Source organism: Neorhizobium galegae (genome assembly GCF_017877135.1).
GTDB lineage: Bacteria > Pseudomonadota > Alphaproteobacteria > Rhizobiales > Rhizobiaceae > Neorhizobium > Neorhizobium galegae_A.
The window spans coordinates 78,182-92,509 of sequence record NZ_JAGIPH010000005.1 but is presented as its reverse complement, the minus strand read 5'-3'; the positions used below and the strand labels follow the sequence as shown (position 1 = coordinate 92,509).

The 14,328-nt window shown below is 62.9% G+C and carries 13 protein-coding genes; 3 read left to right on the top strand and 10 right to left on the bottom strand.

What is annotated here, in order from left to right; genetic code table 11:
• Positions 1–85: 85 nt before the first annotated feature.
• Positions 86–457 (top strand): response regulator, encoded by a 372-nt coding sequence (locus J2858_RS15645; protein ID WP_210105758.1) that lies wholly within the window; start codon positions 86–88, stop codon positions 455–457.
• A gap of 88 nt (positions 458–545) precedes the next feature.
• Here J2858_RS15645 and J2858_RS15640 read toward each other — a convergent pair whose 3' ends face one another.
• The 4 genes from J2858_RS15640 to argH form a co-directional block, all read right to left on the bottom strand.
• A complete protein-coding gene (locus J2858_RS15640) occupies positions 546–3,200 on the bottom strand; it encodes a TIGR02302 family protein (RefSeq protein WP_210105757.1) in 2,655 nt (884 codons plus the stop codon).
• A 189-nt stretch (positions 3,201–3,389) separates the two neighbouring features.
• The gene (lysA, locus tag J2858_RS15635; RefSeq protein ID WP_210105756.1) at positions 3,390–4,658 is read right to left on the bottom strand and encodes a diaminopimelate decarboxylase; all 1,269 of its coding nucleotides are present in this window, start codon (positions 4,656–4,658) and stop codon (positions 3,390–3,392) included.
• Between the two features lie 13 nt (positions 4,659–4,671).
• Entirely contained in the window at positions 4,672–4,866 is a 195-nt protein-coding gene (lptM, locus tag J2858_RS15630; RefSeq protein WP_210105755.1) for an LPS translocon maturation chaperone LptM, read from the bottom strand.
• 97 nt (positions 4,867–4,963) lie between these two features.
• Positions 4,964–6,367, bottom strand: coding sequence for an argininosuccinate lyase (gene argH / locus J2858_RS15625; RefSeq protein ID WP_210105754.1), 1,404 nt, complete (start codon positions 6,365–6,367; stop codon positions 4,964–4,966).
• 23 nt (positions 6,368–6,390) lie between these two features.
• Here argH and tlpA point away from each other — a divergent pair, with 23 nt between their 5' ends.
• A complete protein-coding gene (tlpA, locus tag J2858_RS15620) occupies positions 6,391–7,062 on the top strand; it encodes a thiol:disulfide interchange protein TlpA (RefSeq protein ID WP_210105753.1) in 672 nt (223 codons plus the stop codon).
• Between the two features lie 13 nt (positions 7,063–7,075).
• Here the strand turns inward: tlpA and J2858_RS15615 are convergent, their stop codons facing one another.
• Positions 7,076–7,948: a 3-hydroxybutyryl-CoA dehydrogenase gene (locus J2858_RS15615; RefSeq protein ID WP_210105752.1), complete on the bottom strand. Its 873-nt coding sequence runs from the start codon at positions 7,946–7,948 to the stop codon at positions 7,076–7,078.
• A gap of 285 nt (positions 7,949–8,233) precedes the next feature.
• On the opposite strand from J2858_RS15615, the gene J2858_RS15610 reads away from it, so the two are divergent.
• Positions 8,234–10,708: a methyl-accepting chemotaxis protein gene (locus J2858_RS15610; protein ID WP_210105751.1), complete on the top strand. Its 2,475-nt coding sequence runs from the start codon at positions 8,234–8,236 to the stop codon at positions 10,706–10,708.
• Between the two features lie 100 nt (positions 10,709–10,808).
• On the opposite strand, the gene J2858_RS15605 is transcribed toward J2858_RS15610, so the two are convergent.
• The 5 genes from J2858_RS15605 to J2858_RS15585 all read right to left on the bottom strand — a co-directional run bounded on the left by J2858_RS15605 (position 10,809) and on the right by J2858_RS15585 (position 14,325).
• Positions 10,809–11,738 carry an electron transfer flavoprotein subunit alpha/FixB family protein gene (locus tag J2858_RS15605; RefSeq protein ID WP_210105750.1) on the bottom strand — a complete coding sequence of 310 codons (930 nt, stop codon included), beginning with the start codon at positions 11,736–11,738 and terminating at the stop codon, positions 10,809–10,811.
• A gap of 24 nt (positions 11,739–11,762) precedes the next feature.
• Positions 11,763–12,512, bottom strand: a complete 750-nt coding sequence (locus J2858_RS15600; protein WP_210105749.1) for an electron transfer flavoprotein subunit beta/FixA family protein — start codon at positions 12,510–12,512, stop codon at positions 11,763–11,765.
• A 173-nt stretch (positions 12,513–12,685) separates the two neighbouring features.
• Positions 12,686–13,264, bottom strand: a complete 579-nt coding sequence (locus tag J2858_RS15595) for a cob(I)yrinic acid a,c-diamide adenosyltransferase (RefSeq protein WP_210105748.1) — start codon at positions 13,262–13,264, stop codon at positions 12,686–12,688.
• Positions 13,265–13,266: 2 nt separating this feature from the next.
• Positions 13,267–13,464 (bottom strand): twin transmembrane helix small protein, encoded by a 198-nt coding sequence (locus J2858_RS15590; protein ID WP_210105747.1) that lies wholly within the window; start codon positions 13,462–13,464, stop codon positions 13,267–13,269.
• Between the two features lie 27 nt (positions 13,465–13,491).
• Positions 13,492–14,325: an SDR family oxidoreductase gene (locus J2858_RS15585; protein ID WP_210105746.1), complete on the bottom strand. Its 834-nt coding sequence runs from the start codon at positions 14,323–14,325 to the stop codon at positions 13,492–13,494.
• Between the last annotated feature and the right edge of the window lie 3 nt (positions 14,326–14,328).

The window sequence follows — 14,328 nt, the reverse complement described above, 5'->3', positions numbered from 1 at the left end:
GGTCGCGCCGTTTACTCCTCGCAAAGGAAATCCGGGTCATCTGGATCCCGATTTGATGCATGATGCATGGGAGACAATGACAGCCATGGCCAAGATCCTGATTACCGAGGACGAAGATTCGTTGCGTTCGTTCGTGGCACGGGCGCTGCGTCTGGATGGGCATGAGACGCATGAAGCGGCTGATGGCGCAGAAGGATTGCAGCTTTTGGGGGAGGGGCCGTTCGACCTGCTTCTCTCCGATATTCGCATGCCGGTGATGGACGGCATCGAGCTTGCCCACAAGGCAGCCGCTCAATTTCCCGCCCTGAAAATCCTGCTGATGACCGGCTATGCCGAACAGCGCGAACGGGCGGACGACCTGATGAGCAAGGTCATTGATGTCGTCGACAAGCCCTTTGCACTTCCGGACATCCGCCGCGCCGTAGCCCTTGCCCTGTCTGCACCCAAGGCTGCCTGATCGTCGCCAGTCCGCGTCAGTGCGTGTGCTGAAGCTCAGCACATCGCATGGGATCGGCTATCGCACCGGTTGATGCCGGATTCCGCGATCAGCGGATATCGAGCAGGCGCTCCAGATAGCGCCGCTCCGCTTCACCCGACAGCGTATTGCCGAGGCGTTCCCGGATGGCGTCGAGGATTTCACGCGCCCGCTGGACGTCGATCTCGTCAGGCACCTTCACCTGATCGCCGAATTCCGGGCCGGAATTAGCGCGCGGGCGACCGAGCGGGTCGCGGCCGTTCTGTCCGCCCTGCGAGGCCATGCCTTCGCCGGGGTTCTGGCCTTCGCCCTGCTGCCCCTGGCCCTGCTGCATGGCCTGCATCATCTGCTGCATCATGCTCTGGGCGCCCTGGCGCAGTGCATTGAGGGCATTGCCCTGGCCTTCCACGGCCTGTTCGCCCTGGCTTTGACCCAGCGCCTTGCCGGCATTGCCCATTTCCCGTTCGGCCTGGCCAAAGCCTTCACCGGGCTGCATGCCGAGGTCCTTCAATCCTTTTTGCAGGTCCTTGAGTTTCTGGCCAAGGCCATCCTGCTGGGCGCGCAGCTGTTTCAGCGCCTCGCGCAACTGCTCGGCCGTCATCTGGTCTGTCGGCTGCTGGCCTTGCTGTTGCTGGCCCTGTTGACCCTGCTGCTGCTGACCTTGCGGGTTCTGACCCTGCTCATAGGGCTGATCCGGGTCGCCGCGCTGCATGCGGTCGCGCAGGGCCTGGTCCAGCTGGAATGTCTGGTCCATCAGGCGCTGCTGTTCCTGCATGATCTCGCCGAGCTTGTCGATCTGCTGGCGCATCTGGCTGTTCTGCTGCTGCTGGCCCTGCTGCGGGCGCTGCATGCGCCCGGCCTGCAGATTGTTCATCATGCGCTGCAGATCCGACAGCATCTGCTGGGCGGCATCGCGGTTGCCGGAGCGGGCCAGGTTTTCGATCTGGTCCATCATGTTCTGCAAATCACGCTGGCGCAGCATGTTCTGCGCCTGCATATTCTGCTGGCCCTGCGGCATGTTCTGCATGCGCTGCGCCAGTTCCGACATGAAGTTCTTCATGGCCTCGCGCAGTTCCTGCATCAGGCGGGCGATTTCCTGGTCGGAAGCACCATTCTGCAGGGCTTCGGAGAGGGCGTCCTGCGCATCGCGCAGGCGGCGTTCGGCCTGCGACAGCTGTCCGTCCTCGATGCCGAGCGCGATCTCCCAGAGATAATCGGCCGTGTCCTTCAACTGCTCTTCGGAGCGCGCCAGCTTCATGCGCTCCAGCGCCGAGCGGATCAAGAGGAAGTGGCTGAGATTGGGGATGGTTTCGTCGGGGCGTAGCGCCAGCGCCTCGTTGAGCGCGATCGCCCGCGGCATCTGGCGGGTATCGAGCGAAAACACCTGCCGCTCTTCGGCAACGGCAGCGGCCAGCGGTTCAGAGAAGCGGCGGGCAGGCAGCACCATTTCCACCGGCGCACTGCGGCCTTCCTGGCCCGCGCCATCGGTTGCCACAAGCGTAATGCGCACGCGCTTGCCCGACAGCGGATGTTCGGTGAGGTTGCGGCTCGTCAGCCCCTTCACCTCGCGGGCATTCTGGCGCGGCAGATCCAGCTTGTATTCGGGAAGCGGGTAGAGGGGCGTGGCTTCGGCCCCTTGCTGTTCCACCGGCTCGATGACGGCGATTGCCTTCTGGATCCCGTAGTCGTCCTTGCCGGTAAAGCCGATCTCCAGCGCCCCGTTTACGGCGCGGCGCGGCGGCTTGTCGAAGGCGATTTCCGGCGCGCGGTCGGCAATCACGTCGAAGAGCCATTGCTGGCCGTTGACGGTGAGGTCGCCGCTTTCGGTAACCTTCATCTTGTAGGTGCGCGGCGCAAGCGGTTGGCCCGCAGCAGCGGTCTGCCGTCCTTCGGACGGCCCCGTGCCGGCGTCCTTCGTCTCGGCCTCGTCGGGGACAAGGCTGCGCGGAGTGCCCGCCTGCTGCGGGGCAAAGCGGACGGCTTCACCGCCCTCGCCGCCGGTCACGCGAATGGTGAGGTCCGAATATTGCGGAAACCGGACCGTTTCGGTGACGGGCGCTTCGCGGCCGGTAAGGAAGATCGGCGCCCGGCCCGTATAGGCAGGGGGCGTCAGCCACGCATCGATACGCAGGTCCGGATTGATGCGGGCAGCCGGCGCAGACGGCGCCACCGCATCGCTGAGACGGCCGCCGGAATTGGAGAAGGAGTAGCCGAAGGCCGCCACCAGCAGCAGGGCTGGCACGGCGCGCAGGCCGAAACGGTCGTGGAGGGCAATGTCGGGGCGCGGCAGGCCGGCGTCCAGTGCGGCAATGCGCCTGGCCATGCGGATCTGGTGTTCCTTCCAGAGCGCGCGCGCAAAAGGCGTGTCGAAGGCCGGTTCTTCCTCCTGCACGGCCACCGGTTGGTGCGGCAGGTTGTTGCGCGTCTCAAGCAGGCGGTCGCCATCGGCCGGTGCCGGCCAGCGAAGGCGACCGAGCGGCAGGATGGACATGAGGAAGGCAAAGACGAAGACCCCGAGCGCCACCCAGCGCATCAGGTCCGGCATCAGGCGGAACAGGCCGAACCAGGCACCAGCGAAAAACAGCGCGAGGATGCCAAGCGGCATCAGGAGAAGCGGTGCAAGCCGTTCGCAAAACAGCACGACGCGGGCGACCGACCGTTTCAGTGCGACGCGCCGCGCCAGGTCGGGATGGCCTTCGAAGGCGCCTTTGCGGTTCAGGCTCATGCGGTCCGTCTCCTGTGGGGTGGCGGCGTCAACCGACGTCGGGCACGGCAGCACGCGAACCCGTAGCCCTCAAGGATACCAGTGTTTGTGGCGAAGACGAGGGGACAAGGCCGGATTGTCCGCGGTTTTTATTCGGTTCGCCGAATTGTGAACGGCGGGAGACGCTTCAGGTACCCCGCCGCCGCCTGCTCAGGCGAGCCAGTCCGGCACGGAATCAAGTCCGATCAGTTCGTCATAGGTGCCGCGCGGGCGGATGACGTGGAACCGGTCGCCCTTAACCAGCACTTCCGGCACCAGAAGCCGCGAATTGTAAGTGCCGGCCTGGACGGCGCCATAGGCGCCTGCGGAGGCGATGGCAAAAAGGTCGCCGGCCTTTGGCTGCGCCATTTCGCGCTCAAGTGCCAGGTAGTCGCCGGTCTCGCAGACGGGGCCGACGACATCGGCCTTGATGCGCGGTGCATCGTCTGCGGGAACCACCACCGGGCGAATGCCGTGATAGGCCTCGTACAGCGTCGGGCGGATCAAATCGTTCATCGCACCGTCAACGATCACGAAGATCTTGTTGCCGGCATCCTTCACGTAGATGACTTCGGTAACCAGAATGCCGGCATTGCCGACGATGAGGCGGCCGGGTTCCGTCACGATCCGGCAGTTGAGGCTCTTAAGCTGCGCCTTGACGGTTGCGGCATAGGCATCCGGCAGCGGCGGCGGGCTGTTGTCTTCGCGGTAGGGAATGCCAAGTCCGCCGCCAATATCGACGTGATCGATGACATGACCATCGCCGCGCAGCGTTTCCACCAGCTCGCGCAGCAGCCGGAACGCATCCTCGAAGGGCTGCAATTCGGTAATCTGGCTGCCGATATGCATGTCGATGCCGGTCACTGCGATGCCTGGAAGCGTCGCTGCATGGGCATAGACTGCCCGCGCCCGCTCATAGGAAATGCCGAACTTGTTTTCCTTCTTGCCGGTGGAGATCTTGGCATGGGTGCGCGCATCCACATCCGGATTGATGCGGAAGGAGACATGCGCCTTCAGGCCCTTCTTCACCGCGCGGCTGTTGAGAACCTCAAGTTCCGGCTCGGATTCGACGTTGAAGCAGTAAATGCCGGCGTCAAGTGCCAGATCCATCTCCACCGGCGTCTTGCCGACGCCGGAAAACATGATGCGGTTTGCCGGAATGCCGGCGGCCAGTGCCCGGTGCAACTCTCCGCCCGAGACGACATCGACGCCCGCGCCAAGCTTTGCCAGCGTCTTCAGCACGGCCTGGTTGGAATTGGCCTTCATGGCATAGCAGACCATGGCATCCACATCGGCAAAGGCTTGCGCGAATACCTTGTAGTGACGCTCCAGTGTCGCCGTCGAATAGACGTAAAAGGGCGTGCCGACCGCTTTGGCAATCTCCGGCACGGGAACGTTTTCGGCGTGCAGCACGCCGTCGATATAATGGAAATGGTTCACGGGCGTGCTCGGATCAGAGAAGCGGGTCGAGAAGGAACGGCTTTTCGGCAACCGGATCGGGTTTCTGGTTGCCGGTCTTGCGGATGTTCTGCTGCTCGACCGGCGTGCTCGGCTTGTCGAGCTTGCCCTTGCGTCCGCAGCCGGTGACGGCAACGCCTGCGATGCAGAGCACGATCGTGATGCGGGCGAGTGTGCGCAAGGTGGACATTCCTATTCCTTTGTCAGAAAGCGGTGAGGCCTGTTCATAGCGAAGTTCCGCCCGCTTGTGCAGTCAATTCTCGTGAACGATCGGCGGGCGCCGTTTATCAGTTGCGACCGCGCCACCAGGCAATCTGCTTGCGCACTTCGCTCGGCGCCGTGCCGCCAAAGCTGGTGCGGCTTGCCACCGAGGCATCGACCGACAGCACGTCGAAGACGTTTTGCGTGATGGACGCATGGATCGACTGAAGCTCTTCGAGCGAAAGGCCGGAGAGGTCGCATCCCTTTTTTTCCGCCAGCGCCACCGCGCGGCCCGTCACATGATGGGCATCCCGGAAGGGAAGGCCTGCTTCGCGCACCAGCCAGTCGGCAAGGTCGGTTGCCGTCGAATAGCCGGAGCCTGCAGCGGCGCGCATGCGATCGGTGCGGATTGTCATGTCGCGCACCATGCCGGCCATGGCGGCAATCGCCAGCTCAAGGTTTTCGGCCGCGTCGAAGACCTGTTCCTTGTCTTCCTGCATGTCCTTGGAATAAGCGAGCGGCAGGCCCTTCATGATAGTCAGAAGCGCCACCAGCGAGCCGTTGATGCGGCCGGTCTTGGCGCGCACCAGTTCGGCGGCGTCCGGGTTCTTCTTCTGTGGCATGATCGAGGAGCCGGTCGAAAACGCATCCGACAGGCGGATGAAGCCGAATTGCGGGGTCGACCAGATGACGATTTCTTCGGCAAAGCGCGACAGATGGACGGCGCAGATGGCCGCGACCGACAGGAATTCCAGCGCAAAGTCGCGGTCCGACACGGTGTCGATGGAATTGCGTGTCGGCTCGCGGAAGCCAAGCGCTTCAGCGGTCATGTGGCGATCGATGGCAAAGCCGGTGCCGGCAAGTGCGGCCGCACCGATCGGGCTTTCGTCCAGATGGTCGATGGCGTGGCGCACGCGGGCGCGGTCACGGCCGAACATTTCCACATAGGCCATGCAATGATGGCCAAAGGTCACCGGCTGCGCGGTCTGCAGATGCGTGAAGCCGGGCATGACGGTGTCGGCATGCTCGTCTGCCTTGTCGAGGAGGGCTGCAATCAGGTCGCTCAGCATCGCTTCCGTCTTTGCCAGTTCTTCCTTGACCCAGAGGCGGAAATCGAGCGCCACCTGGTCATTGCGCGAGCGGGCCGTGTGCAGGCGCCCAGCCGCCGGGCCGATCAGGCTTGCCAGCCGTGCCTCGATGTTCATGTGAATGTCTTCGAGCTTGCGCGAGAATTCGAAGCGGCCTTCTTCTATGTCTGACAGGATCGTGTTCAGCCCGTGTACGATCTTGTCTTTATCCTCGCCGGAAATAATGCCCTGTTTCGCCAGCATGGTGGCGTGAGCAATCGATCCGCGGATGTCCTGGGCGTAAAGTTTCTTGTCGAAGCCGATGGAGGCATTTATCTCCTCCATGATGGCATCGGGACCGGAAGCAAAACGTCCGCCCCACATCTGGTTGGAGGAAGCCTGATCCTTCGTGCCGTCGCCCATGAGTATCCGCCCTGGAGTATGAAATGTCGAACAAGAGACCGCTGGGTCTGCCGTCCGTGCGCCTGATCATGATTGCCGCCGTCGCGGGTATTCTCGCCGGCGCCGTGGCGGTATACGTGAAGGGGGGGCTGTCTGGCAATGGCCCGGATGGCGCTGCCGCCGTTGCGGATGCCCGCTGCGCAGGAGCCGTCGCGCATGCCAGAACCGTCTCCGAACTGGCCAAGGGGCAGATCGCGGCGCTGGTCGCAACGCCGCAGCCGCGTCCTCTGCAGCCGCTCTCCTTCAAGGGGCCGGATGGCGCTGCGCTTTCGCTCACGAGTTTTGAAGGAAAAACGGTTCTTTTGAATCTCTGGGCCACCTGGTGCGTGCCCTGCCGCGAGGAAATGCCGGCGCTGAACGCCCTGCAGGCGGCCAAGGGCGGCGATCGCTTCGAAGTGGTGGCGATCAACATCGATACCGGCGGTGATGAAAAGCCGAAAGCGTTTCTCGATGAGACCGGCGTTCACAAGCTTGCCTATTACCGCGACAGTTCCATGGGCGTGTTCAATGCGCTCAAAAAGGAAGGCCTTGCGTTCGGCCTGCCGGTCACGCTTGTGCTCGACAAAAAGGGCTGCCTCATCGGCTCGATGAACGGCCCCGCCGCCTGGGATAGCGACGAGGCAAAGGCCCTGGTCGAGAAGGTGTCCGCGCTCTGAGGGAGCGCCGCCGTTAGCGTGTCGGAACCGGCACGTCGCCGCGGTAATCGTAAAAGCCGCGGCCGGATTTGCGGCCGAGCCAGCCGGCCTCGACATATTTGACCAGCAGCGGGCAGGGGCGATATTTGCTGTCGGCCAGCCCGTCATGCAGCACCTGCATGATCGACAGACATGTGTCGAGCCCGATGAAATCGGCAAGCTGCAGCGGCCCCATCGGGTGGTTGGCCCCAAGCTTCATGGCCGTGTCGATGGCATCGACGGAGCCGACGCCTTCATAGAGCGTGTAGATCGCCTCGTTGATCATCGGCAGAAGGATGCGGTTGACGATGAAGGCGGGGAAATCTTCCGCAACGGTGACGGTCTTGTCGAGCGAGGCGACGAAATCCTTGGCGGTCTTGAAGGTCTTTTCACCGGTGGCTATGCCGCGCACCAATTCCACCAGCTTCATCACCGGCACCGGGTTCATGAAGTGGATGCCCATGAACTGCTCGGGCCGGTCGGTGGAGGCGGCAAGGCGGGTGATCGATAGCGACGAGGTGTTGGTGGCCAGAAGCGCCTCCGGCTTCAGCACCGGGCAGATCTGGCCAAAGATCTTGCGCTTGACGCTTTCGTCTTCGGTTGCAGCCTCGATGACGAGATCGGTCGGGGCCAGATCGTTGACATCGATGCTGCCGGAAATGCGCGACAGCGTGTCGCGCCGCTCCTGGTCGCTCAGCTTGCCATTGGCAACCTGGCGGGCAAGATTGCCGTTGATGGTGGCAAGGCCTGCCTCGATGCGTTCGCTGGAAAGGTCGTAGAGCGTCACCTTGTAGCCAGCCTGCGCCGACACATGCGCGATGCCGCAGCCCATCTGTCCTGCACCGACAATTCCAACATTCGTGATCATAACGCCCTGTTTCCTATCGAGAGGTGATCCGGCTCGGCCGGAACGTGCGGCCTTCAGCCGTCTATCGCAACCGCAAACGAGAAGCCTGCGCCTACCCGAGATTGATAATGCCCGGCACTGTAATTTTCCAGTCCTTAATCGAAGATGACCGCCGGTCCCATGATCCGTGACACTGTAATTTTAGCCTATTCTTAAGCGTGCCACGGCACCATGGCGCCCAGAGGGACGGCAGGACGGATCGAACCATTCGTCCGCTGCCGCCTGATCTCATGGAGACGGTCGCTGATGCGCATTGCCCGTAAGTTGCCCCTGTTCGTCACGGTCGTGACAATTCTGTCCATTGGTGCGGCAAGCTTTGCCGGATTTGTGAAAAGCGGCGAGGTTCTGCGCGAACAGGTCATGGAAAAGCTTGAGGCGACTGCGGACGGTCGGCGCAACGAGGCGCAGCTTTACTTCGAGACCATGGTGACGAACCTTCGCGCCCTCTCCGGCACCGCCACCACCGGCGAGGCGCTTAACAAGTTCCGCCGCGATTGGCGCTATCTGGGCGACAAGCCGAAGGAGACGCTCACCGAGCGCTACATCACCAACAATCCCAATCCTGCCGGAAAGCGGCTCGACCTCGATACGGCCCGCATCGACACCTATGACAGCAACCACAACCTCTATCATCCGGCGCTCCGGGCCTCGCTGAAGCGCTACGGCTATTCGGATATCTTTCTCGTCGATGGCAAGGGTACGGTTGTCTACTCCGTGCAGAAGAACGGCGAATACGGCGCCAACCTCGGCGATGCGGACTTGAAGGATACGGCGCTTGCCGAGGTCTTCCGCAAGGTGGCCGACAGCGAGGACCGCGAGCTGTATGCGCTGTCCGATTTCACCCTTTATGGGGCCGCAAAACAGGCGACCGCTTTCCTCGCCGCGCCGCTTTTCATGGGGGATATCAAGGTTGGCGTCATCGTCGTTGCAGTGCCGGCCACCCGCCTCAACACCATGTTTGCCAACCGGACCGGCCTTGGCGAGACCGGCGAGACGCTGCTGGTGAATGCCGGCGACCTGCTGGTCACGGATTCGCCGCTTGCTGCGGAAAAGAACCCGCTGTCGCAACGCCTCGCGTCGCCGCTGGTGAAACGTGCCGTAGAGGGCACGGATGCGACGGGCCTTATCGAGGGCTATCGTGATGCCAGCCATTACGCCGCAGCCTCACCGCTGGCCTTTGCCGGCCATCGTTGGGCCGTGGTGGCTTTGATGTCGGAAAACGAGGCGCTGGAAAGCCTGGTCGGTCTTCGCAACACCATTCTGGGCCTTGCCGCGGGTATCCTGCTTCTCGCCGTCATCGCCGCCATTGTGGTGTCGCGCGGCATCACCCGTCCCATTCATGATCTGGTCGAGGCAATGAGCCGGCTTGCCGGTGGCGATACGACGATTGCGCTGAAGGGTGAGGCGCGCAGCGACGAGATCGGCGACATGGTGCGCTCGGTTGCCGTCTTCCGTGATGCCGCGCTCGAGAAGATCCGTATGCAGTCGCAAGCCGACCGCGACCGGCAGATGTCGGATGTCGAGCGTCGCGACCGCGAGGCTGCCCGCGCTGCCGAAACAGAGCGCCTGCAGCAGACGGTTGACGTGCTGGGCGCCGGCCTGCGCCGCCTTGCCTCCGGCGATCTCACCACCACGATCGATACACCCTTCATGGAGGGTCTCGACCGGTTGCGGGTGGACTTCAACGATTCCATCCGCAATCTCGCCGCCACGATGCAGCAGGTATCCGGCAACACCGCCTCCATCAACGCTACCGCCGCCGGCATGATGGCGGCAACCGATGACCTGTCGCGCCGCTCCGAACAGCAGGCGGCCGCCATCGAGGAAACCTCCGCCGTCATCACCCAGATCATGGAGGCAATCCGCACCTCGACGGAACGGGCCGCAAGTGCCCGCGAGATGGTGTCCGCAACGAAGCTGTCGACGGATCGCTCCGGTGCCATCGTCAATTCCGCCGTGGAGGCGATGAGCCACATCGAGCAGGCTTCGCACGAGATTTCGCAGATCATCAACGTGATCGACGAGATCGCCTTCCAGACCAATCTTCTGGCGCTCAACGCCGGGGTCGAAGCCGCCCGCGCCGGGGAGGCCGGCAAGGGCTTTGCCGTGGTGGCCCAGGAAGTGCGCGAGCTTGCGCAGCGCTCGGCCAATGCCGCCCGCGAGATCAAGCAGTTGATCGGCAAGTCCGGCGAAGCGGTGAAAACCGGGGTCGGTCTCGTGCAGAACACCGGCTCGGCGCTGGGCGAGATTGCCGGTCAGGTGGCCAAGATCAACCACCAGATCGCATCGATCGCCGAAGCCGCCGGCGAGCAGTCGGAAAGCGTCCGGGAAATTTCCACTGCCATCCGCCAGATGGAAAACACCACCCAGCAGAACTCGCAGATGGCCGAGCGCACCAACAACGACATGGCGCGGCTGACCGGCGATGCGCAGGGATTGTCGGAGCTCGTGTCGCGTTTTCACCTGTCGGAGGGGCAGATGACGGCATCCGCCTCCATGACCTCGCGGCCAAGCGCGCCGGACCGGCCGCTGCCCGTTTCTGTGCCCGCACGACCGGCAAAGGCCGCACTAAGCCGCTTTGCGCCGGTCAAGCCGGCCGGCGAGGGCAGCCGTCACGTCGCGTCTCCGGCACGGGCACTGATGGGCAAGCTGACGGCGGGCCTGTCGCAGCCGTCAGCGCCTGCTGCTCCGTCCGGCAGTGAGAACTGGGAAGAGTTCTGAACGGATTTTTTGGCAGTCGGATCGTTGCGGCGATCCACCGCAACAAAAAAGGGCCACGCTCCTCAAGGCGCGGCCGTTTTTCAGTCAATATTGATGAGGCTCAAAGAGCCTTTTCAAGCTCCGGCAGGATCTCGAAGAGATCGCCGACCAGGCCGTAATCGGCCACCTGGAAGATCGGCGCTTCCTCGTCCTTGTTGATCGCGACGATGACCTTGCTGTCCTTCATGCCGGCAAGATGCTGGATGGCACCAGAAATGCCGACAGCGATGTAAAGCTGCGGCGCGACCACCTTGCCGGTCTGGCCGACCTGCCAGTCGTTGGGCGCGTAACCGGCATCCACCGCAGCGCGCGAGGCACCGACGGCGGCACCCAACTTGTCGGCGAGCGGCAGGATGACCTCCTTGAACTTGTCCGAGGAGCCAAGCGCGCGGCCACCCGAAACGATGATCTTGGCCGAGGTGAGTTCCGGCCGGTCCGAGGAGGAGAGCGCATCGCCGACGAAGCTCGAAAGGCCGGGATCGGCAGCGCCCGCCACGGCTTCCACGGAAGCAGAACCGGTTGCCTCGACGGCGGCAAAGGCTGCCGTGCGCACGGTGATCACCTTCTTGGCATCCTTCGACTGAACCGTCTGGATGGCGTTACCGGCGTAGATCGGCCGCTTGAACGTATCGGCCGAGATGACCTCGGTGATTTCCGAGACCTGCATCACGTCGAGAAGTGCTGCCACACGCGGCATGACATTCTTGGCAGAAGCGGTTGCGGCGGCAAGAATGACGTCATAGGCGCCAGACAGCTTGACGATCAGATCGGCGAGCGGTTCTGCAAGCCCATTGGCAAGGCCTGCGTCGTCGGCAACCAGCACCTTGGCAACGCCTGACAGCTTGGCAGCAGCGTCCGCCGCCGCCTGAACGCCCGCGCCTGCAACCAGCACATGGATATCGCCGCCGATCTGGGCGGCAGCCGTCACGGCCTTGGCGGTCTGATCAGACACGGCTGCGCCGTCATGTTCCGCGAGAAGAAGAATAGCCATTATCGTTATCTCCCTGTCGTCCGGTTACAGTACGCCGGCTTCGGTTTTCAACTTTTCGACCAGCTCGGCCACGGACTTGACCTTGATGCCGGCCTTGCGGCCACCCGGTTCCTCGGTCTTGATGACCTTGAGGCGCGGGGCAATATCGACGCCGAAATCGGCCGGCGTCTTCTTGTCGAGCGGCTTCTTCTTGGCCTTCATGATGTTGGGCAGCGAGGCATAGCGCGGCTCGTTGAGGCGCAGGTCCGTCGTCACGATGGCCGGAAGCTTGACCTCGACGGTCTGCAGGCCGCCATCCACTTCGCGGGTGACCTTTGCTGCGCTGTCGCTGATTTCGACCTTGGAGGCAAACGTCGCCTGGCCCCAGCCGAGCAGCGCTGCCAGCATCTGGCCCGTCTGGTTCGAATCGTCATCGATCGCCTGCTTGCCGACGATGACCAGCCCCGGAGCTTCCGCTTCGACAACGCCCTTCAGGAGCTTTGCCACGGCAAGCGGCTCGACCGCCTCGTCCGTCTCGATGAGGATGCCGCGGTCGGCGCCCATGGCGAGGGCGGTGCGGATGGTTTCTTCGGCCTTGGTCGGCCCGATGGAGACGATGACAATTTCATCCGCCTTGCCGGCTTCCTTCAGCCGCAGCGCCTCTTCCACGGAAATCTCGTCGAAGGGGTTCATCGACATCTTCACGTTGGCGAGTTCCACGCCCGAGCCATCCGCCTTGACGCGGATCTTCACGTTGTAATCAACCACCCGCTTAACAGGCACCAGGATTTTCATGACGTTCTTCCTCAGATCGAACCAATTGGGAACATGCGGCTTCTGCGGCGCCGCTGATTGTCAATGGGCGACATGGATACGCATTTTTAGGCCGAATACAAAACCTTTTCCGATGTCGCATCGTGCGATTTGGTCATGTCCCCATTCCGGTCCGACACAGCGTCGCAGACCCCTTAGCGGTTCTTGCCGGGGACCCAGAGGATATCGGCCCTGCCGCATTCATTGGCGTGGCGGGCGGCAACGAAGAGAAAGTCCGAGAGGCGGTTCACATATTTGAGCGCCGGCGCGCCGACCACTTCGCCTTCCATCTTCGACAGGTCCACCATCAGCCGCTCGGCGCGGCGCGAGACGGTGCGCGCGACATGCAGATGCGCGGCCGCTGGCGAGCCACCCGGCAGAACGAACGAGGTGAGGGGGTCTAGCTCCGCGTTCAGCGTGTCGATTTCGCTTTCCAGCCGGTCGACCTGCGACTGCACGATGCGCAGCGGCTCCCATTCCACCTTTTCCCCGGTATCGGGGGTCGCAAGGTCGGCCCCGAGATCGAAGAGGTCGTTCTGGATGCGAAACAGCATCTGGTCGAGGACGCTCATCCCTTGCGTATGGAGGCGCGCAACGCCGATAACCGAATTGGTTTCGTCGATCGTGCCATAGCACTCGACGCGCAGGTCGTGCTTCAGGCGCCGCGGCCCGGTGACAAGCGCCGTGGTGCCGTCATCGCCGGTGCGGGTATAGATCTTGTTGAGCTTGACCATGATCAGCGCCCTCCGCCGGTGAGCCAGAGCGTCAGCATGATAAGCGCAATGGCTATGGCCTGCAGCAGCACGCGCAGCTGCATCAGCTTGTTGGATTTGTTGCCGTCCGTGCCCTTCAGCATATTGAAGAGGCCGCGGATCAGAACCAGAACCACAAGCCCCATGACGACAAGGGCCAGTATGGTGGTGAAACTGGACATGGAGTGAATGCCTTTTCTGAAGTGATGTCAGTCCAGCTTACGCAACAGCCGGTAGAGCAGATCGGCGGGCAGCAGACGTTTCAGCAACGCTCCCTGCTTTGCCGGTTTGGTGACGAGATAATGCGGACGCGGACGCTTTGCGGTCAAGGCGTGGGAGAGAACCGTATAAACCGCTTCCGGTCCCAGTTTGTTTCGGTTCACCGGCCCGCTTCCGTCAAGGCGTGCGAGCTGGCGTGTGTATTCGGCGGCGTGGGCGGAGTTTTCAATGTCGATATGGTCGCGCACGGCCGCCAGCGCATTGGCGGTGAAGCGCGAGGCAATCGGGCCGGGCTCGATCAGGCTGACAAAGATGCCGGAGCCGTCGAGTTCCATGCGCAGCGTCACGTTCAAGCCTTCGATGGCGTGCTTGGATGCATTGTAGGCGCCGCGATACCGATAGGGCACGAGGCCAAGAATGGAGGAGCATTGCACGATGCGGCCATGGTCCTGCGCCCGCATCAGGGGAATGACCTGCCGCGTCAGCTCGTGCCAGCCGAAGACATTGGTCTCGAACTGCAGGCGCAGCACGTCCGTGCTTAAGTCTTCCACCGCGCCGGGCTGGCCATAGGCGCCGTTGTTGAAAAGGGCATCGAGCCGCCCGCCGGTGCGCTGTCGCACATCGCAGACAAGCGCATCGATCGTGTCCTGACGCGTATAATCCATCAGAAACGCCTCGATACCGTCGGCTTCGAGGGCGTGAAGATCCTGCGGCTTGCGAACGGTTGCAAACACCCGCCATCCATCGGCCTTCAGGGCTCGGGCGCAATAAGCGCCGATGCCGGATGAACAGCCGGTAACGATGATGGAGCGCGTTTGCGTCATTCT

What these genes read in the sequence shown, in the direction of transcription:
- J2858_RS15610 (WP_210105751.1), top strand. Translation starts at nt 8,234, where the DNA reads ATGCGCATTGCCCGTAAGTTGCCCCTGTTCGTCACGGTCGTGACAATT.
- J2858_RS15600 (WP_210105749.1), bottom strand. Translation starts at nt 12,512, where the DNA reads ATGAAAATCCTGGTGCCTGTTAAGCGGGTGGTTGATTACAACGTGAAG.
- J2858_RS15615 (WP_210105752.1), bottom strand. Translation starts at nt 7,948, where the DNA reads ATGATCACGAATGTTGGAATTGTCGGTGCAGGACAGATGGGCTGCGGC.
- J2858_RS15590 (WP_210105747.1), bottom strand. Translation starts at nt 13,464, where the DNA reads ATGTCCAGTTTCACCACCATACTGGCCCTTGTCGTCATGGGGCTTGTG.
- tlpA (WP_210105753.1), top strand. Translation starts at nt 6,391, where the DNA reads ATGTCGAACAAGAGACCGCTGGGTCTGCCGTCCGTGCGCCTGATCATG.
- argH (WP_210105754.1), bottom strand. Translation starts at nt 6,367, where the DNA reads ATGGGCGACGGCACGAAGGATCAGGCTTCCTCCAACCAGATGTGGGGC.
- J2858_RS15585 (WP_210105746.1), bottom strand. Translation starts at nt 14,325, where the DNA reads ATGACGCAAACGCGCTCCATCATCGTTACCGGCTGTTCATCCGGCATC.
- J2858_RS15605 (WP_210105750.1), bottom strand. Translation starts at nt 11,738, where the DNA reads ATGGCTATTCTTCTTCTCGCGGAACATGACGGCGCAGCCGTGTCTGAT.
- J2858_RS15645 (WP_210105758.1), top strand. Translation starts at nt 86, where the DNA reads ATGGCCAAGATCCTGATTACCGAGGACGAAGATTCGTTGCGTTCGTTC.
- J2858_RS15595 (WP_210105748.1), bottom strand. Translation starts at nt 13,264, where the DNA reads ATGGTCAAGCTCAACAAGATCTATACCCGCACCGGCGATGACGGCACC.
- lptM (WP_210105755.1), bottom strand. Translation starts at nt 4,866, where the DNA reads ATGTCCACCTTGCGCACACTCGCCCGCATCACGATCGTGCTCTGCATC.
- J2858_RS15640 (WP_210105757.1), bottom strand. Translation starts at nt 3,200, where the DNA reads ATGAGCCTGAACCGCAAAGGCGCCTTCGAAGGCCATCCCGACCTGGCG.